We start from the raw sequence: 26624 nt of genomic DNA, 5'->3' as shown, positions 1-26624 counted from the left end.
CCAATAATTTAGTATATAGCAGCAAATTATCGTTGATTGAAGCCGTAATTTATTTATGGGATGAGCTTATTAATTTTCATATTTGGTAAGCGGCAAAATGTTGGTTTCCAGAATGGGGTTCAATTTAATAAATGAAAATACTTTTCGAGTTGCATTATAAATCTATTCAATAAATAGAATTTAAGTGGGTGCTATCGATGACCGTGGGGATCTTGTTGTAAGGGATAGATCTGTCAATTGAAAGTAAAGGCAAAGGATAATGAATCCTTTGCCTAATTCATTTTGGATTATTTACTAAGGATGATGGATATCGAGACTGGCACGGACGTGGAAATCGAGATATTACCTACGGTTTCCGCTAGTTTTTTCAAGTTCTCTTCAGGGATTGCAAAGTCTAGCGCATTGATGATCATTGGCTGACTAGTTGAAACAGATAAAATGTCATTGGTCTTTATGACATTGACACTTGTCGTTATTTCCTTTGTTGCTCCCATTAACGTTATTGACAGTGGGATACTCAATCGTGAGATGTACTGATCACTGGTGAGTACTTCCGCTGGTATTTTGGCGATGACTTCGGCATTTGGATAAGCGTCGGTTTTGAAAAATAATTGATTCAAACGCTCATCTCGAATAGGGATGCCAGTGTTGATCTGAGCCAAAGGAACCGTTGCTTTAAGCGTTCCTGTTTCATCAATCATACCTTGTATGTGGTTGATGACTGCTGACTCAGCAATATATTGTTTTTTAATCGTAGCAAAACCAACGGTGGAGAGTGTTTCATCGATTTTATAAAGTTGTTCAGCTTGTGAATTGAACGCCAAGGCGAGTAAGGTAAGGCCGTACACAAAGTTTTTCATTATTACTTCCTTCTATCAGATAGTTTTCTATTTTTGATTAACTATCAGACGATTAGCAATAATCGAAATGTCAGTGTTTGCCGAATTAATACTAAGTATTTTCTCTTACTGTAAGTTTGGATAAAAGGCTTAGAGTTTCTGCGCAAGGCTATGTCTCGGTAGCCAACCGGGCAGCCCAGCGTGGGCTGCCCGAGATGATTTACAGGTAACGACTTCTTAAATGAGCTTGGAAATGCTGGGCGTTTAAGGTTTCCCCTGTGGCCTGTTTTACTAGCTCGTCAGTCGTCAACAAGCTTCCCTTACTCCAAATGTTGTCTGATAGCCAAGTAAAGATTGGAGTCAGATCTCCTGAACCGATTGCACTATCCACATTAACAGTTTTCTGCATTGCGGCCATAAACTGTGCGGCATACATCGCCCCTAGCGTATAGCTAGGGAAGTAACCGAATGCGCCGTCTGTCCAGTGAATGTCCTGCATACAGCCATTCTTATAATTGTTCTCTGTTGAGAGACCAAGATACTGCTGCATCTTCTGATTCCATAGCTCAGGCACATCGGTATGTTTGATGTTACCGTTTATTAGGTCACGTTCAATTTCGTATCGAAGAATAACGTGAGCAGGGTAGGTTAGTTCATCAGCATCAACACGGATAAAGTCCTTTTTCACACGCGTGTAGAGCTTATGGAAGTTCTCCTGAGTGAATAGCGCGGCATCATGGCCAAGGAAGTGTTTAGCAGCCAATTTCGACAAATGGGCGATAAAGGGTTCGCTTCGTCCAACTTGCATTTCAAAGAACAGCGATTGAGATTCATGAATACCCATTGAACGCGCTTCACCTGAAGGTAAACCAGCAAGCGTTTTTGGCAAGCTTTGTTCATATCGAGCATGGCCAGTTTCATGAACAATTCCCATCAGTGATTGGACAAACTCACTTTGATCATAGCGAGTCGTAATGCGTACGTCGCTTGGAACACCACCACAGAATGGATGAACGCTTTCATCGAGTCGACCATGGTTGAAGTCAAATTGCAGCAGTGACATTACTTCTAACCCCAACGCTTTTTGCTGGTGGGTGTCAAAGTGCCCATGCGGTTGGATGAACTGCTCCGTTGATTGTTTCTCGATGACTTGATTGATCAGATCAGGTAGCCATGTTTTAACATCGCTAAATAATTGGTCGAGAGAAGCGGAACTGGTGCCTGGTTCGTAGATATCTAGCATCGCATCGTAAGGAGAAAGCCCGTTCGCCTCGGCGCGGATTTGTGCCTCTTCTTGAGATAGTTTTACGACTTCTGCCCAGTTTTTCTCAAAACCATTCCAATCGTTTTCACCTCTTTGGCTACGCCAAGCATGTTCACACTTTGAACCGGCTAATGACTTCGCTTGAACCAAGGCTTCCGGCAAGACGTTGGCTTGCTGCCACTGACGTTTAAGTTCACGTAAGGTAGCGGATTGCTGAGCATCTAATGCTTCATTTTCCGCGTCAGAGAACCACTCTTCGAGCTGTGGTTGAGTATGCAGGCCATGAATATGAACTGACAGCTCCGCCATGGCTTCAGAACGTGCTTGGTTACCCCCACTGGGCATCATTGCTGCCTGATCCCAACCGCAGATAGCGGCTAAGTGGTTAAAATGAGAAATCTTTTTAGAATGTTGGACTAACTTATTGAATGCACTCATTGAAATGCCTTCCTTGACCTTGGAAATAGAACGCCAGTTTACCAACCATTAACAGCGATACCAAGCAGTGTTCATGTTAGATATTTTCGATATCAATACTATTCTCTGGCAAATTAGAACAGAAATAGGTAGTTTGAAGACAAATATTTAGGAGGATGGATCCTGTGTTTATTGAAAACTTTGAAGCGTTTGTCATCGCTATCACCATATTGACACTCACACCGGGTTTGGATACTGCTCTGGTTATCCGCAATACCTCGCGCGCAGGATTTGTGGATGGCTCGATAACCAGCGTTGGTATCTGTAGTGGTTTGTTTGTACACGCGGTTTTTTCAGCGGTTGGGATCTCTGCGTTATTAGCTCAATCCGCGGAGTTGTTTGGTTTCATCAAAATGTTAGGTGCAGCATATTTAATATGGCTGGGGATCAGTAGCTTAAAGACGGTTCTGGGTAAACAACAGGGTATGGAGTTTAAAGAGGGTAAGGATCACTCCCTCAGTATTCGTCGTTCACTGCGTGAAGGTTTTTTGTCCAATGTCCTTAACCCAAAAACGGCGGTTTTTTATCTGGCTTTTCTACCACAGTTTATCGATCCGCAAGGCTCGCCATTGCTGCAATCACTATTCATGGCAAGCATCCATTTTGTCATCGCCATGTGCTGGCAATGTGGATTAGCTGGGGCATTAACCAGTGCTAAAACGTTGTTAAAAAGCCCTCGTTTTATGAAGTGGATGGAAGGTACGACGGGTGCTGTGCTTATCCTATTAGGGGCAAAACTGATTGTTGAGGATACAACACTTTAGTTTTGCCTAATTGCTGGTGTAGGTGTTGTTGATGTTCAATGCCACGTCAATGTTGTCCAGTAGAGTATCGACTACGTGGGCATCTAAGTGACTACCCCGACAGCGCTTTAGTTCTGTGATAACGTCGTCTATCGGCCAAGCCGGCTTGTAACAGCGTTCATGGGTTAATGCGTCAAAGACATCTGCAACAGCAATGATCCTTGCCTCTATGCTAATTTCATCGCCTTTTAACCCTTGAGGATAACCACTCCCGTCGACTTTTTCGTGGTGTTGATGGGCGATAGTCGCAGCAGTTTGAAGAATCTTCCTTTTTGATCCAGCGAGTATGTTGTGTCCGATCGCTGAGTGAGTTTTCATCACTTGCCATTCTTCGCTATTGAGCTTTCCGGGTTTGAGTAAAACAGAATCTGGAATGGCAATTTTACCGATGTCGTGCATTGGCGCAGCTTGGCGTAATAAGTTGGCTTTTTCTTCTGAATAACCCAGTAATAGGCACAATTCATAACTGAGCTCCGACATTCTCCTTACGTGATTTCCTGCTTCTTGCGAGCGCGACTCAACCACATCACCAAGGCGGTAAATCAGTTCTCCTTGCGTATCAATGATCTCCTGACTCAGAGAGAGATTTTCGAAAGCGAGGCTGACGCTGTAAGAAAAAAGAGTCAGCAACTGACTTTCCAGTTCAGTGATTTTTCTGGCGCCTTTTAGATAGAGTAGGCTCACTGCTCCTGAGCTGGTAGAGAAATAACCAACGAATACATCACCATCGATAATACTGGCTTGTTTTTCAATAGCACTATTCAAATAGCGACGAATGGTTGGGTCTAATTCTTCCTTTTTATCACCAACTTGAGCCAAGATTTTATATTGATTATTTGATTGGCACAGTGTGGTTAGCCCGCGTACTGAGACCAGCATGCTTTGGTCATTCATACGCAGTAAAGAGAGTACTTGCTGTAAAATTCCACTCGAGAAGGTTTGTAAAGTATGCTGTTGAAATATAACAGAAGTGGACTGAATGACGCGCTCTAGCCCCATGCGATAGTTCACTTCCATCTGTTTTGCATTTTCGATAGTAACGATATCTCGATAGGAACGAATGGCAGTCAGTACCGTGGTAAATAGCTTTTGGCTGGTCAGTTCAGTTTTTTCTTTATAGTCATTGATATCGTAGTTAGCGACCACCGATTGCTCAGGTGCTTGTCCTGGCTGACCAGTACGTAAAACGATGCGTGTTTTGTGATTTCCTAAGTCTTCACGAGTCCAACGTGCGACTTCAAGGCCAGCATCATCGGTTTCCATCACAACGTCGAGAAATATCAAGGCGATGTCGTCATAGGTAGAAAGTTTTTCTTTTGCCTCTGCTCCAGAATACGCATGGATGAATTCAAGTGGTCGGTTATCAAGTTTAAAACGTTTTAGCACCAATACGGTTACTTGATGAATATCAGCCTCATCGTCAACAATCAACACTTTCCAAGCAGGTAGTGTGGGTTCATCCATTTCCCTGAGTAGTTCTAGTGGCATATCAGCTTCCTTGCTAATTTTAAACGTTTTTGGCGCCTGTTAACTATGACGGTTCCTCTTATGGGTATAGGCAATAAAAGAACCAAATACAAGTTGAGTTAGGGGGTTGCTGCATTGGCATTTTTCGGGAAATCAATGATATAGCGCAGTCCTTCTCCTAGCTTAGTTTCCACTGAAACACTCCCCCCAAGTTTGCGTGTAATAAGGTTATGAATAAGATGCGCCCCTAGGCCGCTACCGCCTTGGTTACGTTTTGTCGTGAAGAAAGGATCGAACAACCGCTGAGCGTCTTCTTCACTCAGGCCTTTCCCATTATCTGAGTAAATGAAATGGATACGGTTATCGGACTCACTGACGCGAATCTCAATGCTTCCTTTTTCGCCATCGTCAAACGCATGGATAAGACTATTCATGATTAGGTTAGTGACAATTTGAGCCAATGAGCCCGCGTAGACACGACATGTCACCTTTTCTGGGCAGTGAATCGTTATTTGATGAGGTGACTTTTTTAATCTAGGACGCATTGAGACAAGGATCTCGTCCAGATATTGGCGAAGATTGAACTCTCTCAATTCGTCTGATGATTGGTCGACCGCGATTTGCTTGAAACTTCGTATCAGTTCAGACGCTCGTTGGTTGTTGTTATGGATTATCATCGCTGACTCTTCGCAGATATCCAAAAACTCCAAAAGATTTTCTTCACTCAATTTTTTGTTTTCATAGTCTCGTCTGAGCTCTCGGATTTCATGCTGAAGGTTGGAAGAGGCGGTGACGCAGATGCCAATCGGGGTGTTAACTTCATGAGCAATGCCAGCAACGAGCATACCCAGTGATGCTTGTTGCTCGTTTTGAACCAGCAGCTCATTAATATCCTCTAACCGTTTTAGTGCAGATTTAAGTTCTCCATCTTGCGCTGTGAGCTGTGATTTCAATCCAGAATAGTGTGAATTAGCATAAATTACGGCAACGATAGCCAGTAAAAGCAGAGCGAGAAGTCCAAGCATGGCTAACTGACCTCAATCATAGGAGAAATGAGGTAGGGAGGCCTTAAGAGTTCACGCGGAGAGTTTTGGCTGTACATTTCCTTGAACCTGATGCGATGACTAGTACAAGCATAGAACATCAGGCGAAAGTTTAGGGGTAAGCCAATCATTGTTGTCTATTTAGCAGTGACGACAGCGGACTTCAGTGAGCGATGCTAAAAAGGGACAAGCCGATTGGCGACTTGTCCCATGTACGAAAGGTTAAACGACGTGTTGAGGCTTTTGAACGAGGTTGATTGCGGAGTCAAAGTAACGTTTGGTCTCTTCAATCACAACCTGACGCAGCGCGATCAGTCCGATCAAATTTGGAATCGCCATCAGGCCGTTGACGATGTCTGCGATTATCCAGATCATGTCGAGCTGCAAGAAGGCACCTGACGCCACTAAGCAGACGAAAACAATCTTGTATGGCCATACTGCTTTGGTACCAAAGAGGTATACGACACAGCGCTCTCCGTAGTAGTTCCAGCCTAAAATAGTCGTGAAAGCGAAGAACATTAAGCCAATAGAAACCAGCATTGGGCCAAAAGTTTGTGAATTCAGACCGACGGCAAAAGCGTGTGTTGTCATCGCCGCACCCGCGAAGTCACTTTGCCATGCTCCCGTAAGAATCAACGCCAGACCTGTCATCGTACAGATGATGATTGTGTCGAAGAAGGTACCTGTCATTGAGATCAGACCTTGCTTTACACAAGAGTCAGTTCTTGCCGCCGCTGCCGCCATGGGGGCGCTACCAAGGCCAGACTCATTAGAGAACACACCACGAGCGATTCCAGATTGAATTGCCAGCATGATGCTTGCGCCTAGGAAGCCTCCCGTTGCAGCCGTTGAAGTAAAGGCAGAAACGAGCACGAGTTCGATCGCATCAAGCAATTTATCTGCATTGGTGACAATCACACTTAAACAGGCAACAACGTAGAAAAGTGCCATCGCAGGGACGACTTTACCCGCGACGCTAGCGATAGATTTGATGCCGCCGATGGTCACAAATGCTACTAATAAAGTCAGTAGGCTCGCGGATATTTCGCGCGAAACGCCAAACGATAATTCACTTGCGTCAAGAATGGCATTGACTTGTGGGAAGGTGCCAATACCAAAACAAGCAACACCAAGTGCAAATACCGCGAACAAAACTGCCAGAGTTTTAGAGCCAACGCCGTACTGTAAGTAGTACATCGGGCCACCAATCATCTGTCCTTTGTCGTCTGTTTGGCGGTATTTTACGGCGAGTAAACATTCTGCGTACTTGGTTGCCATACCAAATAGAGCCGCAAGCCACATCCAAAATAGCGCGCCAGGCCCGCCAAGTTTGATTGCGGTGGCGACACCAACGATATTACCTGTGCCGATTGTTGCCGAAAGAGCTGTACATAAAGCTGCAAAACTAGAGACGTCGCCCTGTTTGCCAGAGTCATCTTTGCTAAAAACAAGTTTCAAAGCGGTTGGAAGGTGTCGAAACTGTAGTAAGCCGAGGCGAAAAGTGAAGTATATCCCAGTACCAACCAGCAAGATTAAAAGCGGTGGGCCCCAGACAAAATTGTCGATTGTTTTTAGTAAAGATTGCAGGTTATCCATGATTTCCCCTTAAGTGATAATGCTTATTTAAGGAGAAGAGGGAAAGCACAGAGATCAGGGATCTCTGATTAACTACAGGCAGAAAAGCGGTGTAGTAGGTTAGATCTTTCCACTCCTCTGTCCTTTTGCCTGAGAGTTTCACTTTACTTGCGTAAAGCTTGCTCCTTCGGCGACCGATTTAACGGTTCTCTCCAGAGGTTCCTCCAACTACAGTCCTCGCTACCTAAATAGCACCTGAAAGATTTACTTCTTCGGTAGGTTATTTTCCTCAAATGTTAACATTTGGTAAATAACCGCTCTCCTGCAGTCTTCATCGGAACAATTGCTCAATTTAAGAGCAAAAGTTGGTCGATAGCACTGTGCGCTGTCGACGTGTGAACTTTATCATTATTTTGATGTAATTCAATAACAGAATTGCATGTTTTTGATCGATTTTATTGTCGAGATGAGTTCGGGTTTTAATGAATTTGTTGAGTCATATTGACACTATTTTTGTGATGTCAATATGACTTTATTTTTTGGGGTGGATTTTCATTAATGCCATGATTTTATTGAATTAAAAATCATGGCAAGAGAAATGCAGTGTGGAGCTTGAATTACTATAAGATGATCCAAGTGAGGTCGATATGTTTGCTCAACCAAGCCAAATTACATTCAAAAAATTACTAACATTTTCCAATGCCGCTCTGACGCTTACCTTTGTGGCGCTGATATTGAGTGTCCTGATTTCCTATCCATATGCGGACCACTTCACTTTGAGTGAACAAATCGCCGCCCATATTAGTACGATAGTTATTGCTGCATTGTTAAAGGTAAGTTACGTGACACGCTGCTTAGCGCAGTACAATCTAGGAATGGAAGTTAGATAAGACCAATAGAAAAATAGCGCCGTTTGAGGCGCTATAATCGAGATTAGAAGTAGTTTGCGTCTACGAGTTCACTCACTTTCACCGCTTTCACTTCTTCACGTGCTTCTAACCATGCTAAAACTTGTGCTTGATGCTCTTCAGTCGCATCAGCATAGCGTTGGTTACAGCATAGGAAGCCTTCGAATAGTTCCAAGCCGCCACCACCAAAGCAGAGACCTAGTCCATCGATGTAGTCGATGAAGTCATCAACAAATGCATCGTATCGATCAAAATCATTGATGTTTGTTTCGCAACTCAGTTCAAAACCTTTCATTGCAAACTCGCCTAGGAAAAGTTTCTTTTGAATACGGCGCTTTTTATTGTCTAATTTGTATGGTTTCATCATTTTGGTCCCATGGTTTTATTACGGTTCTTTATACCTCATTCTCAGTGTCACACCAAATAAAATGCTGATATACAAATAAAAGTGACGCCTTTTCATCCAGATTTAGTCACAACGTATTTAAAGTAACCAATTGAAATAATTTATTTAATACTGTGGGTGGCGAAAACAACCTGACTCTGACTATTTAGGCACAAAAAATGGTATAAAGTAATCAGTATAGGATCTGCCCAAGGAGAGGTTATGACAAGGTTACTTGCCATCGCGTTTTTGATTGTTATCGCGTTTGTACTGATCCGATATCGTACGAGCGAGAAGTTGCAGAAATACGTCGTAATAACGTTGGTTTCCAGCTTTATTATCTATACAGCAACAATCATGGTTACAGAACTAATTCGCTAGGCTTTAGGAGCAATAAGTGAACGAACAAAACGATATACAAGAGAATGATGACGTTGTTGTGATTGAGGAGAGAGACAAGCGTGCTCGCCTCTATATTGTCATCGCTGGTGTGCTGGGTCTCGCCTTAGGTGGTTTGGTGGGTTCAACACTCACGGCACAAAAGTGGGAATCGACCTACCAATCTCTTGAACAACAATATCAAACGCTAGTGGCTGACAAACAACAAATGGCAACTCAAGTGGAGCAGAGAGTTGCCAAGGTTGATGACGAGGTTGAAGAGAAGCTGCAATTGGCGATTAATGCTCAGCAAGAAGAGCATAAGCTGGCTGTGGATGCGCTTCAGTCACAGGTCAACGAACTACAAACCGAAAATACGACCTTGAAAGAACAGATTGCGCAGCAAAAACAGCAATTAACCACGGTTAATAGCCAGAATACTCAGCTCAACCGACAGGCCGATATGCAGGCAACAATGTTTGAGCGTTCACGAGAGTTGTTCCAGCAAGAACTGAAAGTCTCTCAGGAGCTAGAAGCCCTAGAGAAAGAACGTGAAGAACTTGCGCCCAAAATCGTCGCATTGAAAAAACAGTGTGATATCTATTTGGAAGGCACCTCTTGGGACGCCAAATCAGATGCGTGTGATAAGCAAGACGAAGCACAATCAAGGTTAAGTCAAGTTGAACAAATGATTCGTGTTCATCAGATGGATTTAAAACAAATGAAGGCTTTATCGCAAGAGCTCGGTCTTTAATCTGTATATGCCGTTGCACTAACAGCGCCTCTATCTTAGAGGCGTTTTTATTATCTGTCTCAGGATAGAGGCACTGATTTCATAACTAGTAAAGCGATTTGCAGAAAATGCGCTACGTTTAAAGTAATTGCTAGGGAAATGAAGGCTCAGGATGCGGCTGTTTAAACTCAATGAAAGCGTGCAGGTTATAGGCTATATCGCCTATATTGCTGCAGTGGGCGTTATGTCCCATGCACTTTTATCTGATCCACATCCGTGGGAGGTGCCGTTTTACCTATTTCCTGCGTTACTACTTTTTGCGTTATACACGCAAGTACTTGCACTCAAACACCTTTGTGCGTTTGCTGCTGTGGCGATATTTATTGCCGGAGGTTTAGTGCAGCACTTCGGTCTTGATGAGATCAAGGTGTGTCTCTTTGCGCTTCCTTTATGCTACGTGGTGTTATTCCCCGGAACGTTATGGCCGATTGCTGTTTGTGCAGCGTTGATCAATGGCTACCTATATCAACTGTCACTCACTGAGTTTGATGCCTTTATCGATGTGTCGATCGAAATGACAGCGAGTAGTGTGTTCGCAACATTGATGACCTATTCCTATATGAAGACCAAGCAGCAAGCCCTTGCCTTTAAAACAGAAAGTCAAACTGATTACCTCACAAAACTGCCTAATATCAATGCGTATCGGGAGGACATAACCCGAATCGATGAGAGTAACGCCAAGAACTTTGGGCTGATCCACATTGGGTTAGAAGGGTTTAAAAATGTCAATGACAGGCTTGGTTATCGCCATGGAGATGATCTTCTCGTTGCGTTTGCCAAGCATATGAAAGATTTGGTCGGCGATGATGGAAAGGTTTATCGGTTTGGTGGTGACGAATTTCTCGTCGTTGTCGAGCAAAAGGACATTGTAGAAAAGCTCAACGATCTGGTTGATAAACTGAGCCGTCATCAACGAGTGATGTTCAATGTCGACAATACATCCCATCGCTTGTCTTACTGTATTGGCGTTGCGATGGCGGGAGATGCTCTTGGCAGCATCGAAGTATGGGAAAAAAACGCAGATTTTGCACTGTATAAAGCACGCTCAGAAGGTGCGGGAGCGGTGTGCTGGTTTGACGATGAACTACTTGGCGAGACAATTAGGCAGCATCAGATTGAAACGGAAATTAAGTCGGCACTACTAAGCGATCAATTTATGTTGATGTACCAGCCCAAAGTGGAAATTGAAACCGCACGTATTGTTGGCGCTGAAGCGTTGTTGCGCTGGAACCATCCTCAGCTTGGGCCTATTTCCCCAGGTGAATTTATCCCTATTGCGGAAAAAACGACGCAGATCGTGCCTGTCGGCCAGTGGATAATCATAGAAGCATGCCGTCAAGCAAAACGATACCATGATCAAGGGCTATCTATCTGTATTGCCGTCAATGTCTCAACGGTTCAGTTTGCTCATGCTGATCTGTTCGAGGTGGTATGCCACGCATTAAAAGAGACACAACTGCCATCGCATCTATTGCAGATGGAGATTACAGAGTCGACCTTAATGAGTGACCCAGAAAACATTACCGATATCTGTCGTCAGTTGAGAGCCATTGGAGTTTCTGTCGCGATTGATGATTTTGGTGTCGAATATTCTAGCCTTAAATATCTCAAACAGTTACCGACGGATGTAATTAAGATCGATAAATGTTTCGTCGATGATTGCGCCGTTAGCCACTCGGACCGAGTACTTGTTCGAACCATCATTCAGATGGGGCATAGTTTAGGCATTAAGCTGGTGGCTGAAGGGGTTGAGTATCAGGAGCAGCTTGATGTTTTGCGTCAAGAAGGATGTGACCAGTACCAAGGTTACTTGTTTTCTCAGCCACTGTCCTTTGAAGAGTTCGGTTCGATGATGAAACAAGAGGTGCGCGAAGCGCGGCTGGTCAAATTAACCAGAGAATAAAAAAGCCGCGATTGCGGCTTTTTTACGGTTAGTGTGTCAGGTAGTGTTGAACAAACTCACTCACTTTGACCATATCGTCAACGGCGATAAACTCTTCTGTGGTATGTACTTTTGCCATACCTGTTGAGATATTTACAGTGGTTAATCCTTTCGCATTGAAGTTATTTGCGTCACTGCCCCCGCCAGTTCCTTTGGTGTAAGGCTTAGCACCAATCGCCTCAAATGATGCTTTAACCGCTTCGATATGAGGGTGGTCATCAGCAATGACAAATGCGTTGTATGCGCGAGTTGAATCAATCTCAACTTGAGCACCATGCTTATCCGCCGCTGCCTGAAACGTCTCAATCATATGCGATACTTGCTGGGAGAGTTTTTCATCATTTAGTGATCGCGCTTCTGCGACCACCTTGAGAGAAGGCATAACGATGTTGGTTGCATTACCGCCTTGTACAATCCCGATATTGGCCGTTGTTTCGTGATCGATGCGCAGTAGCTTCATTTGAGTGATAGCATCTGCTGCGACTTGAATTGCGCTAATGCCTTCTTCTGGCGCTAAACCGGCGTGTGCAGGACGACCGATAAAGTTGGCGACAATTTTTTGCTGACCCGGAGCGGCATTGACTATGGTGCCAATCGGACCCCCTGTATCGAGTACGATCGCTTTGTCTGACTGGATGTAAGACATGTCAAAGTGCTGAGAGCCAAATAGTCCGCCTTCTTCATGAACAGTGAAAGCTATCTCGATGGTCTTGTGAGCTTGGTTAGCCGCTTGAATACAACGAACTGCTTCCATGATCGCTGCGATACCCGACTTATCATCACCGCCAAGGATGGTATTCCCCTTAGAGCGGATGATGCCATTTTCGATGATAGGCTCAATACCAATTCCTGGGGTTACGGTATCCATGTGACAACTAAGTACGACGCTGTCGGTAAGTTCACCTTCCAAGCGAGCGTAGACGTTAAAGCCATTAGAGACATCTTGCGGGACAGGTAACTTATGTACGGTAAAGCCAAGCTCGCCAAGCTGCTCTGCTAGCGTTTCAGCAATTTGCTTTTCGTTGCGAGATTCACTGTCAATTTTGACAAGTTGAATAAAGTGTTCGACCAGACGTTCACGATTAATTTGAGTCATTGTTATACCTCGTTAGGAACAGAGGGGACTACCATATCTTGCTCAGCCGCGTCGCAAACTGCGCTACGTCAATCTATCGGTGAGTCTAACTTGCTTTTTATTGTCAGGTATCTGTTGAGCTTATACATGTTTAGGTGATTATTTGCTCGTTTTATCAAACACTAATGGCACGCACTCTTGGGTTCAGATGTCGATGTGGGCAAAGCTGAAAAATTCCTCGTTACAGCAGTCGATGCTTCAAATGTAAAATAAATGTTACTATGTAAAGTTGTTTTAAGTTATTGGTTTTAAAGGTTAATGTCGTTTTCAAAATTCGTCTTTTACAGTTTTTGATTACATTTGCGTAACCTTGAAATTACGTGCAAAGGTTCATTTTTTCCTCGTGATAAGCCAATTTATTGATAGATACATGGTAGTTACTATTAAACGAGGGACATCAAATGAACGAAGCGTACAACCCATTAGGCACTGATGGTTTTGAGTTTGTCGAATACACAGCGGCAGATGAGAAAGGTATTCAAGACCTAAAGCAGTTGTTTAACTCACTTGGGTTTGCAGAAGTCGCAAAACACCGTTCTAAAGAGGCTTGGCTCTACCGTCAAGGTGACGTGAACTTTATCGTAAATGCTCAGCCACACAGTCAAGCTCATGCGTTTGCTAAGGTACATGGTCCTTCAGTTTGTGGCATGGCCTTCCGAGTGAAAGATTCTTCGGTTGCGATGAGACAAGCGCTAGACAATGGTGCGAAAGAGTACATCACTGAGATCGGTCCAATGGAACTTAGCATTCCAGCGATTTATGGTATTGGTGAGAGTCTGCTTTACTTTGTTGATCGCTACCAAGATGGCAGTATTTACGAAGTCGATTTCCGTTTTTATGACGATGCCAAGCAACGTTTAGAAAAGATGGATGTCGGCTTGTTCGAGATCGACCACCTGACCCATAACGTTAAGCAAGGCAATATGGATCTGTGGTCTGGATTTTACGAGCGTATCGGTAACTTCAGAGAAATCCGCTACTTTGATATCGAAGGCAAGCTGACTGGCCTTGTCAGCCGTGCGATGACCGCGCCTTGTGGCAAGATCCGTATTCCAATCAACGAATCCTCTGACGACAAATCACAAATAGAAGAGTTTATCCGTGAATACAACGGTGAAGGTATTCAACATATCGCCCTAACGACGGATAACATCTATCAAACGGTACAGACACTTCGTGATCGTGGCATGGAGTTTATGCCGACACCTGACACCTACTATGAAAAGATCGATGGTCGTGTGGAAGGTCACAGTGAAGACGTCGAGAAGTTACGTGATCTGCGGATTCTCATCGATGGTGCGCCAATGAAGGATGGTATTTTGCTTCAAATATTCACCCAGACGGTTATTGGTCCGGTGTTCTTTGAAATTATTCAGCGTAAAGGTAATGAAGGCTTTGGTGAAGGTAACTTCAAAGCCTTGTTTGAATCGATTGAAGAAGATCAAATTCGTCGCGGAGTACTAAACGATGCATAAATGGATAACATTCCCTCATCGGGAGGGAGTGTGCTCCAAGCAGGCGCACGCTGACTTCCCGGAACAAGCGATTTATGAACGTGAAGCGGGCCGCAGTGGTTTCTTTGGCCCAGCCGCTCACTTCCATCACCAGCATGCCCCTACAGGCTGGAGTGATTGGCAGGGTGAGCTAAAACCTCGTGCGTTCAATTTCAACCAAGTGGAAGCTGCGATTCAGAACTCTCCATGGTCGGTGCCTCACCTTCTGCATAACGCTAACTGTAAGGTTCGTATCTGGAAGATCGATAGTGCGATGGAACACCTAGCGCGCAACGCAGACGGCGATGAACTCTTGTTCATTCATCAGGGCAAAGCCGATCTGTTTTGTGACTATGGACACCTTGAAGTGGTTGAAGGGGATTACGTGATGATCCCTCGCTCGACCACTTGGCGCCTTGAACCCCATGAGCCGATGTTCATTCTGATGATTGAAAACACGGATGCCGCTTATACGTTGCCTGAAAAAGGCATGGTTGGTAATCACGCTGTTTTTGACCCAGCAGTGCTCGACGTTCCGAAAATTGATCAGGCCTTTAAAGATCAGTATTCAGAACAGTCAACACAAGTTCATATTAAACGTCATGAACAGGTGAGTGTCGTCACTTATCCGTTTAATCCGCTAGATGCGATTGGCTGGCATGGTGACCTTTCTGTGGTCCGAGTGAACTGGCGTGATATCAGGCCGCTTATGTCGCACCGTTATCATTTGCCACCGTCAGCGCATACGACATTTGTGGGCCAAGGATTCGTTATTTGCACATTTGTACCAAGACCTATTGAAAGTGATCCTGGGGCGTTAAAGGTGCCGTTTTACCACAACAATGATGATTACGATGAAGTGCTGTTCTACCACGCAGGGGATTTCTTTAGTCGTGACAACATTGAGGCGGGAATGGTGACCTTCCATCCCGCTGGATTTGCTCACGGCCCACATCCCAAGGCCTTTAAAGCAGGGCAGGAGTATAAGAAGAAATTCACCGATGAAGTGGCAGTGATGATCGATACCCGTCATGCACTTGAGTTTAGCGAGCACGCACGTCAGGTTGAAAACGAACAGTATATCGATAGCTGGAAAGAACAAAAATAAGGGCAAATAGAATGAAGTTAGCAAGCCTAAAAAATGGCAGCCGAGATGGCTTATTGGTTGTTGTGAACAAATCACTCACTCATTGTGTCGCGGTGCCAGAAATCGCACAGACAATGCAGCAAGCGCTGGATGACTGGCAGCGTGTTGAGCCACAGTTAAATGAAATGTACATCGCATTGAATAACGGCGAATTGACCAACGAAATGGTTTTCTCGACTCTGCAGTGCGAATCACCGTTACCAAGAGCCTACCAGTGGGCTGATGGCTCAGCTTATGTAAATCATGTTGAATTGGTGCGTAAAGCGCGTGGTGCGGAAATGCCGCCAAGTTTCTGGACCGATCCTTTAATGTATCAAGGTGGGTCGGATGCCTTTATTGGCCCGTGTGATGATATTCCGGTGGTTGATGAAGCATGGGGCATCGATTTTGAAGGTGAGGTTGCCGTTATCACTGGTGATGTACCAATGGGAGTCAGTGTTGAAGAGGCTGCTCAGTCAATCAAACTTGTCATGCTCGTCAATGATGTTTCATTGCGCGGTTTGATTCCAAATGAGTTAGCAAAAGGATTTGGTTTCTTCCAATCTAAACCTTCATCTGTTTTTTCTCCGGTTGCGGTCACGCCTGATGAATTGGGCAGTGACTGGGATGGTGGCAAGGTCAATCTGCCGCTACTAAGTTTCTACAACAATGAGCCGTTTGGCTGCCCTAACGCTGGTGTGGATATGACATTTGAGTTTCCACAGCTCATTGCGCATGCGGCGATGAGTCGTCCACTGTCTGCGGGTGCGATTATCGGTTCGGGGACGGTGTCAAACAAACAGGGGACAGAACATGGTACCGCCATTGCCGAAGGTGGCGTGGGTTACTCGTGCATTGCAGAAGTGCGGATGATAGAGACGATTCGTGATGGTTCACCTTCTACTGGGTTCATGCAGTTTGGTGACCGTATCAAAATAGAAATGCTTGATAACAATGGGCAGTCGATTTTTGGCGCAATTGACCAACAAGTGGTTAAGTATGAGTGATCGTATTTTATATGGTTACTGGCGCTCATCTGCCGCCTATCGAGTTCGAATTGCCCTCAATCTAAAGGGGCTCGACTATCAGCAGCGATCCATTCATTTGATTAAAAATGGTGGAGAGCAGCACTCGACCGATTTTAAACGTCTCAACCCCAATCAATTGGTACCCGTTTTTATCGATGGTGAGATGCGGCTTAATCAGTCCCTAGCAATTATCGACTATCTCGATGAGACCTATCCGGAAGTGTTGTTGACGCCAACGGACAGAGCATTACGTTATCAGGTTAAGGCGATGGCTCATGATATTGCGATTGATGTCCATCCGCTCAATAACTTGCGCGTTTTACAGTATCTTTCTGAAACACTTAACGTCACAGACGAAGAGAAAGCATCATGGTATGCCCATTGGATAATGAAAGGGTTTGATGCTCTAGAGCAGAGGCTAAAACTGACACGCGGACGCTACTGTGTCGGAGACGATGTTTCCTTGGTTGATGTCTGTCTCGTTCCACAGGTTTACAATGCAAAGCGGTTTAAGGTTGATCTCTCGGCGTATCCGAATATCACCCAGGTGACAGCGTCACTTAACAAGCTGGCGGCGTTTGAACAAGCCGCTCCTGAGTTACAACCGGATGCAAGTTAGCCGTCAGTTACTTAGGGACTAAAAATACAAAAGCCACCGTCATTCGGTGGCTTATTTACATCGCTGGAGACACAATGCTGATTAGCGTAGAGCGCTAAGTTGTCGCTCTCTGTGTTGTAACTCTTCAATGTTAAACTGACGAACATCAAGAGTCGCTAGGTCATTGCACTCTTTACATGAATGGTGACATTTTCCGTCGACGTAATCATGTTTGGTTAGCATGTTTGGTTTCTTACACCAGTCGCACACGCCTTCAATAGTAAACATATACTCTCCCCACCTTAATTTTTTAGGTGCTATTTTCGCGGTGGAGTATGACACAAACTACGTGGTTTAGTTAAGCATTTGTTACGTGTATTGGGAAGGTGATCGATTGCGCAGCCTTGTGTTTTAAACGCTGCGAAGGTAAGTGAAAGATTTTTAAATTGAAATGTAACTATTTATTAACACTTGAAAGAATTATTTTCAACGCTTGATTCAAACGCTTCATTTCTTCTTCACTGCCTTTCAAATCTGGGTGGTAGATTTTACAGAGTTGCTTGTATCTTAACTTGATCTCTTTTTCAGCGGGTATCTTGCTTGGGTTAAAGCCAAAAAGGGCACACGCTAGCGTTAAGGGCTTCTCACTGTGACTCTCTGTGACTGCCGGCTTGGTATTTTCTTGCTGCTTTTTGATATGGCGATACATGACTTCCATTTGTCGTTTTTGCTGCTTGAGAATCTCTTCTTTGCGCTTTAGCTCTCGTTCAAGTTTGAGCTGCTGTCGTTGCGTGTCTGACTCGCTGGTATTGGTGGCTTTTCTGAGGGTTTGGTTCTTTCGCCATAACCAGCCGACAAGAGTGAGACTCACCAATAGCAATGCGGATAGGGCATATACCAGACTGTTCCCCGCCTGTTGGCTTTGCGATACGGACTTTGCTGTTGGACTCAATTCGATTTCTTGGTGATCAAATGCAACTTCAAGCTGATCAATAGCGGCCACTTGTTTCGCTCGGCGGGCATTAAACTGCTCTTCTAGAATACGAGCATAGGCGTTTTCTGCGTTGGGATCGTTCTTAGCGGCTTCGAGATACCAGATCTCAGCGAGGTCCAAATTATTGGGTGGCAGCTCCAAGTTTTCGTATAGCTCACCGAGAAGACGAGGCGCTTGGGGATCTCCCTCAAACGCGGCTTTATTTAACCAAAAAATCGCCTTTTCAACATCGGGATTCGTTCCAACGCCGTTAAGGTAAGCACGCCCTAGATGAATCGCAGCAGATGAGTTGCCACTTTCTCCCGCTTGCTGATACCAATAAAATGCCTCTGAGTCTGAGCGTTCGATACCATTACCTTGGCTATACATCTCAGCCAGCTCAAGCTGAGCGTGGACATTGTTGTTTTGCGCACTTTTGATCAGCTCTTCTACCGTTTGGGCATAGCTAAAGGCGGACAATGCTAGCAATAGAAGGGGAAGGATGCGCAAATTAACCTCTGGACACAATTGGCAAGCGGGCAGTATTTGCTAAGTATATCAATTACTCAGTAAAAATTGATAACAATTGAACATATTTGAGGTGATGGATATAAAATTGGCTTCCGGAGAAGCCAATAGTAATTATCACGTTGAGAAATGCAGATTACTTAAGAGGTAGGATCTGGATCTCTACACGGCGGTTACAAGCTCGGCCTTCCGCAGTGCTATTCGAACACAGAGGGTAGCGCTCACCATTACCACGTGCGATTGCACGACCCGCAGCAACACCTTGAGATACTAGGTAAGAGCGAACAGATTCAGCGCGACGTTCAGACAGAACTTGGTTTGTAGTGTCACTACCTGTGCTGTCCGTATGGCCGTCAATGACTAGGCTTGTATCTGGGTATTCAACCAGAATTTGCGCAACGCCGCGTAGCGTGTTGTGGATGCTTGGGTCTAGTTGGTAAGAGCTAGACTGGAAGCCGATGCCGTTTTCAAGGCGAAGCAGAAGTTGGTTTTCACCAACACGTTCAACTTGAACACCAGAATTGAGAAGCTGTTTGCGTAGTGCGGCTTCTTGCTGGTCGAAGTAGTAGCCCACACCACCACCAACCGCTGCACCACCCGCAGCGCCAATTAGCGCATGTTTACGACGTTCTTTTGCATCATCGCCGGTCGCAAGACCAACTGCTGCGCCTGCGATGGCACCAATCAATGCCCCTTTGGTCGCAGAGTTAGTCTCTGATTCACCGGTAGTGGCATTTTGGCGTTGAGTTGCCTGACAGCCAGAAAGTGCGATAGCTACTGCTAGAGCAAGCGTGATTTTTTTCACGATAACATCTCCGTGTATCATTATATTTTGAACCAGACTTGTGTCTGGTTTTTTGGATGACAGTGAATAAACCTGATGCCATTTATTATGTCAATTATATCGAGATTAATTGACTGAAGATTAACGATAGCTGAACGAAGATTACTCTATCTGAGCATTTTCGGCGCTTGTGCTCCGTTGATTGGACGATTGACTGACACCGTGCGACCTTTCTTAAGACCGACTTCGTAATCTTCAGTAAGGTTTTTCATCGCTTCCCTAAGTTGCTGTTTAAAGGTCTCTCGATCGATGTTTTTAAACTCTTTATCAATATAGTCATCGATCTTCTTTGCAGACTCTTCATCTGGGCTAATGATAGGAAGCTTTTCCAGTGCGCCTTCAACCCAACCTGATAGGAATGAGTTAACTCGGCGAGTGACTTCACTGGCGGGTGTCCCTGTTCCTGCAAAACCATTGCGGAAGCGGCCAGTTTGTTCGTTCATCTCTCGATAAATAATATCAAACGCGAAGGCAGCAAAGATAGCGCGGTCAGCTTCACCGATAAACTCTACACGTTTGAGGCCTTTATGGTTAAGCAGTACTGCTTCGACGCCAAACTTAGTGTTGATGCCACGAATGATGCGTAACAAGTTTGAAGCGACACTGGCTGGAAGTAAGTGGGTCGATTGTGTTTTGCCCATTTTAATAAACTCGATATCGTCTTTATCGAGGCCATATTTGAGCATCAGACGATGAGCCATCTTGATCGCATTGGCTGCTTCGTTGACGTTGGCAGAGTTACCAAGCTCTAAACATTTGGCAATTTTTTTGAGGGCTTTTTGCTTATCCATCGACCGCTTTACGTTTCACTCATTTAGAAAAGTCGAACATTTTAACGTTTTCTGAATAAAAACGGAAATACGTTGTAGTTATAAACGTTGTGAGGTGGGGGATGTGCAACCACGCCTCCGGGATTCAGGGCGTGGTTGAATTGGATCGGAGTGATGTTGTGAACTTAGATTCCTAGTTCATCGAGTAAGTCATTCGCATTGCTTGATTGATTAGAAGCCGCTTTGTTCTCTTGACTCGCTTTCATCTTAAGCTGTGTTTGTTCTAGGATCGTATCTGGACATTCATCCTCAGCTACGTCAAATTCTTCAAGTTGAATGAACTCAGTTTTGTCCATTGCCAACTCTAAGTAAAAAATGTTGCCCTGCTCAGTTGAGAAGGTAACACGGCGTGCTTGTGGGCGATCAAGATTGGTATCGACAGACAAATTCACTTGCTTGTTTAAAGAGAGCATCTTCGGCTGGTTTTGAGTAATGTGTGTTTGCAGGTCTTTGCGCACTTGGTTGGTAAAGTGACCAACCAGTTGGTTCATCAATTCACCCAGAACATCTGCTACTTCATCTGACGTATGCAGCACAGCAAGTTCTTCGTCGGGCATTCCCATGTTTCGCATATAGTTTGTGTAGACTTCGAGTGCCGCTTTTGCAGTGAAGTTAATCACGACTAACCCTGAGAATCCTCCGTCAAACAGTACAAAACAGCCAAAGTCAGGTTTGAGGCTGGTTTTGGTAATTTTCTGCACCATTGCGGAGTAAGTAACATTGGAGCTCGTTGCAGAAGTTAGAACACCTGAAACGGACTGACATAACTTTAATAGAATGTCTTCGGTGGTGACGATTTTATTTTTTTTCATGGATGATTCGCTCATAGAAACACTTTAAATTGGATCAATTATTTATAAGTGTGGGAAAAAAATGCGATAACTTCCATTCTGACACTGCATTTCTGTTTTGATCACCCTTTTAAATGTTGTAAAGTGACCTGATTCAAATAATAGTTTTTTACACTTTAGCGAACCCAGTGCTGATAGGATCGGCGTCGTAGGGGGGCAGGAAGCAAATGTTACCAAGATTAGATTCTCAATCGGATGTGGATCCGATCGTACTCACCTTTCTCGAACAACTCAAAGCGAATGGTTTTAGTGGCGATATTGAATGCCAGTATTCAAGCCGACTAGCCGTATCTACCGATAACAGTGTTTATCAGCAGTTACCTCAGGCAGTTGTTCATCCTAAAACAACTCAAGACGTTGCGTTAATTGGTAAGTTAGCCACTCAGTCTCAGTATGAACGGGTCACCTTTTCTCCGCGTGGTGGTGGTACAGGCACCAATGGTCAATCCTTGACGAAGGGGATTGTGGTGGATTTGTCTCGCCATATGAATAAGGTACTGGAGATTAACGAAGCGGAAGGCTGGGTTCGCGTACAAACAGGTGTTGTTAAAGACCAACTGAATGATGCTGTACGTCCTTATGGATACTTTTTCTCTCCAGACTTATCAACCAGTAACCGAGCGACGCTAGGCGGTATGATTAACACCGACGCTTCGGGTCAGGGTTCCCTTAAATACGGCAAAACGTCGGATCATGTATTGTCTGTGCAAGCCGTATTTGCAGACGGTTCATGTTTGGAGTCGGATCTGTCACATGGTATGCCTACAGAAGGTGAGTATGCCTACGAAGCTTACAACACGACGGAGCGAATTTGTCGTGAAAAACGCCAACAGATCGAAGAGAAGTTTCCACCACTCAACCGTTTTCTAACAGGTTATGACCTGAAAAATGCGTTAGATACCGAGACGGATCAATTCAACTTTACTCGTGTGTTATGTGGTGCAGAAGGTTCATTAGCCTTCATCACTGAAGCGAAACTTAACTTAACGCCAATTCCGAAAGCTCGCACTCTAGTCAACATCAAGTACAGCAGTTTTGATTCTGCATTACGTAACGCACCATTTATGGTGGAAGCAAAGGCGCTTTCGGTTGAAACGGTTGACTCGCGAGTTCTTAACCTGGCTAAACAAGACATTGTTTGGCATACAGTTAGTGATCTATTGACGGATGTTCCTGGCAAAGACATGCAGGGCATAAACATGGTTGAGTTCGCAGGGCAAGATGTTGAGGAAGTTGAGCAGCAGGTGAAGGCCTTATGTCAACGACTCGATGACATGCTTGTGAATGAAGACGCGGGCATTATTGGCTATCAAGTGTGTGATGATGTGGCGAGTATTGGCCGTATCTACAACATGCGTAAAAAAGCAGTTGGCTTACTTGGTGCGGCGAAAGGAAGAGCAAAACCGGTCGCCTTTGCTGAGGATACCTGTGTGCCACCAGAAAATCTTGCGGACTTTATCGTTGAGTTTCGTGAATTGCTGGATGCCAAGTCCCTGAATTACGGCATGTTTGGTCACGTTGACGCCGGTGTGTTGCACGTTCGACCTGCGCTGGATTTGTGCGATCCGAAGCAAGAAGCATTGATGCATCAAGTCTCTGACGAAGTCGTCAAGCTGGTGGCTAAGTATGGTGGTTTGATGTGGGGTGAACACGGTAAAGGTTATCGCTCTGAATACGGACCAGAATTCTTCGGCGAAGAATTGTTTACTGAGCTACGCCGTGTCAAAGCGGCTTTTGACCCACACAACAAGATGAACCCGGGCAAAATTTGTACACCGATTGATAGCAATGAAGAGCTGGTTAAGGTGACGGATGTTAAGCGTGGTTACTTCGATCGCCAGATCGACGTAGAGGTACGCGATAGCTTCAAGCAAGCGATGGAATGTAACGGTAACGGGTTATGCTTCAATTACGATACCTCATCGCCGATGTGTCCTTCGATGAAAGTGACCGCGGATCGTCGCCATTCACCAAAAGGTCGTGCGGGAATGGTACGAGAGTGGTTGCGACAGCTAACAGAGCAAGGGGTTGATATTCTTGATCTCGAAAAGCAGACCCTAGAAGATAACTCAACCATCAAGACGATGATTGAAAGGGTACGCAACACCCTCAATAAGCGTCATGAGTATGATTTCTCTCATGAAGTTTATGAAGCGATGAATGGTTGTCTCGCGTGTAAAGCGTGTGCGAGTCAATGCCCGATCAAGGTTGATGTACCTAGCTTCCGCTCACGCTTCCTCAACATTTACTACTCTCGTTACCAGCGTCCAGTGAAGGATTACCTAGTTGCGAACATCGAAACCATGTTGCCAGTTTTGGCTAAAGCGCCAAAGCTCGTCAATGGCGCGCTGAAACAGCAGTGGGTTCAAGATTTAACTGCTAAATCGGTAGGCTATGTTGACTCGCCACTCTTGTCTGTTCCTACTTTGGCGCAGCGCACATCGGCACTCAAAGCTTTTGACCTTCAACAACTTGCCGCGATGTCCAAAGAGGATAAAGCAAACCACGTTGTTATCGTTCAAGACCCATTTACCAGTTATTACGACGCGCAAGTGGTCGAAGATTTTGCTTCATTGGTCGCGAAGCTGGGTAAGACACCAGTGCTATTACCGTTTAAACCAAATGGTAAAGCACAGCACGTTAAAGGTTTCCTTAAACGTTTCGCTCAGAGTGCTTCGAGCACCGCTGCGTTTCTTCAGCAAGTGGCGGATGTTGGCGTACCACTCGTGGGTGTCGATCCGGCGTTGGTGCTTTGCTATCGAGATGAATATCAGGAAGTGTTGGGTGATCAGCGAGGTGATTTCCAAGTACTGACTGTTCACGAATGGTTGGAACCAAAACTGGTTGAATTTGAACAACGTCCGGCGAGTGAAGAGCAGCCGTGGTATCTGTTTGCTCATTGTACTGAAAAGACAAAAATGCCTAACGCTGAAAAAGAGTGGGGGGCGATTTTTGCTCACTTTGGCGCTAAGTTAAACACCGTGGCGGTTGGATGTTGTGGTATGGCTGGAACGTTCGGGCATGAGGTCGACAAGCTGCAAATGTCGAAGGATATCTATGGGTTGAGTTGGAAGCCTCGCTTGCAGGATTTACCAAAAGATCGCTGTCTGATCACGGGTTACTCATGCCGCAGTCAGGTTAAGCGATTTGAACAGGTCAAAACGCAGCACCCTTTGCAAGCTCTGTTGCAGATTGTTTAAATCGAATAGCTCAGCACCAAACGCTGAGCTATTTTTATTCTATACGATCATACCTCTAGGGAGATTCCATGGACAAATTGGAACGTAAAATTCCACCTGTCGCACTGTTTGTACTGTTTATTGTCGCGATTAACCAGTTGAGTCATGAATTTCTCACTTTTCAGGTAAACCTTCCACTCGGTGGCTTGCTGTTTGCTCTCTGCTTTTTCGCGGCTGGGTTTGTTGGTTTAGCGGGCATTTACGAGTTTCGCCGTGCTCAGACAACCGTCAATCCGATAAAGGTCGACGATGCATCGACGGTTGTGGACTCTGGGATTTATTCTTATACGCGCAACCCAATGTATTTAGGGTTGTTTGTCCTGTTGTTTGGTTATGCATATTGGCAACAAAATCTGCTCGCGATCGTGTTTAGCTTCGGCTTTATTGTGTACATGAATCGCTTTCAAATCTTGCCCGAAGAGAGAGCGCTAGAAGCACTGTTTGGTTCACAGTATCTGGACTACAAGCAACGAGTAAGGCGTTGGATATAAAGGTTTGTTTACCCTAAAAACGATAAAAGCCCCTACTTATACAACAAGTAGGGGCTTTATTTTTACCCTAAGTCCTTAAGCAATACTTGGTAGAATCGCTTCTGGCATTAGGTGATTGTGAACCGCCATCATAAGCAGTGTGTTTGCCGCTTCAATATCTGGAGCGAAGTAGCGATCTTTATCGTAGAAGCTAACTTTCTCACGTAGGATCTGTTTCGCCTCTTCAATTCTCGCTGATGATTTGTTTGGTGCGCGGAAATCTAATCCTTGCGCAGCCGATAAGTATTCAACCGCTAAGATACCACGTGTATTTTCGGCCATATCGCGTAGTCGACGACCAGCAAATGTCGCCATCGAAACATGGTCTTCTTGGTTTGCTGATGTCGGCAAACTGTCTACTGAAGCAGGGTGAGCCAAGGTTTTGTTTTCGCTAGCAAGCGCCGCAGAAGTTACTTGAGCGATCATAAAACCAGAGTTAACCCCGCCATTGTCAACAAGGAATGGTGGCAGTTTACTCAACGCACTGTCGATGAGCAGCGCCATGCGACGCTCAGATAGGCTGCCGATTTCTGCAATCGCTAGAGCGAGGTTATCGGCTGCCATCGCGACAGGCTCTGCGTGGAAGTTACCACCCGAAATAATGTCACCATCATCTGCGAATACCAACGGGTTATCCGATACAGAGTTCGCCTCAGTCTGAAGAATATCTGCTGAATTACGGATCTGCTGTAAACATGCGCCCATAACTTGTGGCTGACAACGTAGTGAGTAAGGATCTTGTACCTTTTCGCAGCAAGTATGCGATTCACCTATCTCACTCGTATTGTCAAGCAGATGGCGGTATGCGGTTGCTGCATCCATCTGACCACGATGACCACGTACGCGGTGGATTCGTGGATCAAATGGACGACGGCTGCCGAGTGCCGCTTCAACAGACATAGCACCGCACACAGTTGCTGAGGCGAAAAGGTCTTCTGCCGCAAATAGACCTTCAAGCGCAAAGGCTGTTGATGCCTGAGTGCCGTTGAGCAGGGCAAGACCTTCTTTCGGTGCAAGCGTAATCGGCTCTAGACCTGCAATTTTCAATGCTTCGATACCAGAGATGATTTTGCCGTTGTGACGAGCTTGCCCTTCACCCAACAAGACGGTGCTCATGTGTGCAAGGGGAGCAAGGTCACCAGAAGCGCCAACCGAGCCTTTTTGCGGCACACATGGATAGACTTGAGAGTTGACCAAATCGATCAATGCCTGAATAACTTTTAGGCGGATACCCGAGTAGCCACGTGAAAGGCTGTTGATCTTAAGAACCATCATCAAACGAACGGTTTCGTCAGACATAAACTCACCGATGCCAGCGGCATGTGAAAGCACGATACTTTTTTGTAGTGTTTCCAAGTCTTCCGGAGCGATGCGTGTGTTCGCCAGTAGGCCAAAACCTGTATTGATACCGTAAACAGTGCGATCTTCCGCAATCACCTGTTCTACCACTTTGGTACTCTCGTCTATGGCAGGGATTGCCTCTGGGTCAAGAGTCAGGTTGATTGGTGAACGGCTGATTTTACGTAGCACTGGTAGGCTAAGTTGTCCCGGCTTAAGCGTTAGATTCAACATCTT

24 protein-coding genes and 2 riboswitches are annotated in these 26624 nt (G+C 45.1%); of the genes, 11 read left to right on the top strand and 13 right to left on the bottom strand.

Going from position 1 to position 26624, the window contains the following annotated elements; translation table 11 throughout:
• Window positions 1–287: 287 nt before the first annotated feature.
• Together ACQEXP_RS01215 and ACQEXP_RS01210 are read right to left on the bottom strand one after the other, a co-directional pair.
• On the bottom strand, window positions 288–860 hold the full coding sequence (locus ACQEXP_RS01215; protein WP_426967646.1) for a YceI family protein: 573 nt from the start codon (window positions 858–860) through the stop codon (window positions 288–290).
• A 199-nt stretch (window positions 861–1059) separates the two neighbouring features.
• Window positions 1060–2541 (bottom strand): carboxypeptidase M32, encoded by a 1482-nt coding sequence (locus ACQEXP_RS01210; RefSeq protein WP_426967644.1) that lies wholly within the window; start codon window positions 2539–2541, stop codon window positions 1060–1062.
• A 164-nt stretch (window positions 2542–2705) separates the two neighbouring features.
• Between ACQEXP_RS01210 and ACQEXP_RS01205 the strand changes: the two genes are divergently transcribed.
• Window positions 2706–3344, top strand: coding sequence for a LysE family translocator (locus ACQEXP_RS01205; protein WP_269376885.1), 639 nt, complete (start codon window positions 2706–2708; stop codon window positions 3342–3344).
• Window positions 3345–3350: 6 nt separating this feature from the next.
• Here ACQEXP_RS01205 and ACQEXP_RS01200 read toward each other — a convergent pair whose 3' ends face one another.
• From ACQEXP_RS01200 to ACQEXP_RS01190, 3 genes are all read right to left on the bottom strand, one after another.
• Window positions 3351–4871 carry an HD domain-containing phosphohydrolase gene (locus ACQEXP_RS01200; RefSeq protein ID WP_426967642.1) on the bottom strand — a complete coding sequence of 507 codons (1521 nt, stop codon included), beginning with the start codon at window positions 4869–4871 and terminating at the stop codon, window positions 3351–3353.
• 98 nt (window positions 4872–4969) lie between these two features.
• Complete coding sequence (locus ACQEXP_RS01195) at window positions 4970–5875, bottom strand: sensor histidine kinase (RefSeq protein WP_426967640.1); 906 nt, start codon at window positions 5873–5875, stop codon at window positions 4970–4972.
• A gap of 240 nt (window positions 5876–6115) precedes the next feature.
• Window positions 6116–7489 (bottom strand): alanine/glycine:cation symporter family protein, encoded by a 1374-nt coding sequence (locus ACQEXP_RS01190; RefSeq protein ID WP_426967638.1) that lies wholly within the window; start codon window positions 7487–7489, stop codon window positions 6116–6118.
• A gap of 114 nt (window positions 7490–7603) precedes the next feature.
• Window positions 7604–7687, bottom strand: a riboswitch (glycine riboswitch).
• Window positions 7688–7689: 2 nt separating this feature from the next.
• Window positions 7690–7803, bottom strand: a riboswitch (glycine riboswitch).
• A gap of 312 nt (window positions 7804–8115) precedes the next feature.
• On the opposite strand from ACQEXP_RS01190, the gene ACQEXP_RS01185 reads away from it, so the two are divergent.
• A complete protein-coding gene (locus ACQEXP_RS01185; RefSeq protein ID WP_426967636.1) occupies window positions 8116–8358 on the top strand; it encodes a hypothetical protein in 243 nt (80 codons plus the stop codon).
• Window positions 8359–8401: 43 nt separating this feature from the next.
• Here the strand turns inward: ACQEXP_RS01185 and ACQEXP_RS01180 are convergent, their stop codons facing one another.
• Window positions 8402–8740, bottom strand: coding sequence for a 50S ribosome-binding protein YggL (locus tag ACQEXP_RS01180; RefSeq protein ID WP_269376940.1), 339 nt, complete (start codon window positions 8738–8740; stop codon window positions 8402–8404).
• Window positions 8741–8983: 243 nt separating this feature from the next.
• On the opposite strand from ACQEXP_RS01180, the gene ACQEXP_RS01175 reads away from it, so the two are divergent.
• From ACQEXP_RS01175 to ACQEXP_RS01165, 3 genes are all read left to right on the top strand, one after another.
• Entirely contained in the window at window positions 8984–9142 is a 159-nt protein-coding gene (locus ACQEXP_RS01175) for a hypothetical protein (RefSeq protein WP_171052208.1), read from the top strand.
• A gap of 16 nt (window positions 9143–9158) precedes the next feature.
• Window positions 9159–9893, top strand: a complete 735-nt coding sequence (locus ACQEXP_RS01170) for a chromosome partitioning protein ParA (protein WP_426967634.1) — start codon at window positions 9159–9161, stop codon at window positions 9891–9893.
• A gap of 151 nt (window positions 9894–10044) precedes the next feature.
• Window positions 10045–11835, top strand: coding sequence for a putative bifunctional diguanylate cyclase/phosphodiesterase (locus tag ACQEXP_RS01165; RefSeq protein WP_426967632.1), 1791 nt, complete (start codon window positions 10045–10047; stop codon window positions 11833–11835).
• Between the two features lie 28 nt (window positions 11836–11863).
• On the opposite strand, the gene ACQEXP_RS01160 is transcribed toward ACQEXP_RS01165, so the two are convergent.
• Window positions 11864–12970: a M20/M25/M40 family metallo-hydrolase gene (locus ACQEXP_RS01160; RefSeq protein ID WP_426967631.1), complete on the bottom strand. Its 1107-nt coding sequence runs from the start codon at window positions 12968–12970 to the stop codon at window positions 11864–11866.
• 440 nt (window positions 12971–13410) lie between these two features.
• Between ACQEXP_RS01160 and hppD the strand changes: the two genes are divergently transcribed.
• Genes hppD through maiA form a run of 4 tightly spaced genes read left to right on the top strand, consistent with a single transcriptional unit; the run spans window position 13411 to window position 17275 of the window.
• Window positions 13411–14484: a 4-hydroxyphenylpyruvate dioxygenase gene (gene hppD / locus ACQEXP_RS01155; protein ID WP_269376877.1), complete on the top strand. Its 1074-nt coding sequence runs from the start codon at window positions 13411–13413 to the stop codon at window positions 14482–14484.
• Window positions 14477–15610 carry a homogentisate 1,2-dioxygenase gene (locus ACQEXP_RS01150; RefSeq protein ID WP_426967629.1) on the top strand — a complete coding sequence of 378 codons (1134 nt, stop codon included), beginning with the start codon at window positions 14477–14479 and terminating at the stop codon, window positions 15608–15610. Before hppD ends, ACQEXP_RS01150 begins: the two co-directional genes overlap by 8 nt.
• An 11-nt stretch (window positions 15611–15621) precedes the next feature.
• Complete coding sequence (locus tag ACQEXP_RS01145) at window positions 15622–16635, top strand: fumarylacetoacetate hydrolase family protein (protein ID WP_426967627.1); 1014 nt, start codon at window positions 15622–15624, stop codon at window positions 16633–16635.
• Window positions 16628–17275 carry a maleylacetoacetate isomerase gene (gene maiA, locus ACQEXP_RS01140; RefSeq protein ID WP_426967625.1) on the top strand — a complete coding sequence of 216 codons (648 nt, stop codon included), beginning with the start codon at window positions 16628–16630 and terminating at the stop codon, window positions 17273–17275. The genes ACQEXP_RS01145 and maiA overlap by 8 nt, the downstream gene beginning before the upstream one ends.
• 81 nt (window positions 17276–17356) lie before the next feature.
• On the opposite strand, the gene ACQEXP_RS01135 is transcribed toward maiA, so the two are convergent.
• The 5 genes from ACQEXP_RS01135 to ACQEXP_RS01115 all read right to left on the bottom strand — a co-directional run bounded on the left by ACQEXP_RS01135 (window position 17357) and on the right by ACQEXP_RS01115 (window position 21241).
• Window positions 17357–17542, bottom strand: coding sequence for a hypothetical protein (locus ACQEXP_RS01135; protein ID WP_269376873.1), 186 nt, complete (start codon window positions 17540–17542; stop codon window positions 17357–17359).
• Window positions 17543–17711: 169 nt separating this feature from the next.
• On the bottom strand, window positions 17712–18737 hold the full coding sequence (locus ACQEXP_RS01130; RefSeq protein WP_269376872.1) for a tetratricopeptide repeat protein: 1026 nt from the start codon (window positions 18735–18737) through the stop codon (window positions 17712–17714).
• Between the two features lie 154 nt (window positions 18738–18891).
• Window positions 18892–19560 carry an OmpA family protein gene (locus ACQEXP_RS01125; protein ID WP_269376871.1) on the bottom strand — a complete coding sequence of 223 codons (669 nt, stop codon included), beginning with the start codon at window positions 19558–19560 and terminating at the stop codon, window positions 18892–18894.
• A 146-nt stretch (window positions 19561–19706) separates the two neighbouring features.
• Window positions 19707–20390, bottom strand: coding sequence for a DUF2786 domain-containing protein (locus ACQEXP_RS01120; RefSeq protein ID WP_269376870.1), 684 nt, complete (start codon window positions 20388–20390; stop codon window positions 19707–19709).
• A 164-nt stretch (window positions 20391–20554) separates the two neighbouring features.
• Entirely contained in the window at window positions 20555–21241 is a 687-nt protein-coding gene (locus ACQEXP_RS01115; RefSeq protein ID WP_426967623.1) for a DUF3334 family protein, read from the bottom strand.
• A gap of 206 nt (window positions 21242–21447) precedes the next feature.
• Between ACQEXP_RS01115 and ydiJ the strand changes: the two genes are divergently transcribed.
• Both ydiJ and ACQEXP_RS01105 read left to right on the top strand, forming a co-directional pair.
• Complete coding sequence (gene ydiJ / locus ACQEXP_RS01110; RefSeq protein ID WP_426967621.1) at window positions 21448–24480, top strand: D-2-hydroxyglutarate dehydrogenase YdiJ; 3033 nt, start codon at window positions 21448–21450, stop codon at window positions 24478–24480.
• Between the two features lie 68 nt (window positions 24481–24548).
• Entirely contained in the window at window positions 24549–25010 is a 462-nt protein-coding gene (locus ACQEXP_RS01105) for a methyltransferase family protein (RefSeq protein ID WP_426967619.1), read from the top strand.
• Between the two features lie 75 nt (window positions 25011–25085).
• Here ACQEXP_RS01105 and hutH read toward each other — a convergent pair whose 3' ends face one another.
• Complete coding sequence (gene hutH / locus ACQEXP_RS01100; RefSeq protein WP_269376867.1) at window positions 25086–26621, bottom strand: histidine ammonia-lyase; 1536 nt, start codon at window positions 26619–26621, stop codon at window positions 25086–25088.
• Between the last annotated feature and the right edge of the window lie 3 nt (window positions 26622–26624).

Origin of the sequence: Vibrio sp. TRT 1302 (assembly GCF_050113875.1) — a bacterium.
Classification (GTDB): Bacteria; Pseudomonadota; Gammaproteobacteria; order Enterobacterales; family Vibrionaceae; genus Vibrio.
Note: the sequence above shows the minus strand (reverse complement) of the source record. Positions and strands in the feature narration are given on the sequence as shown.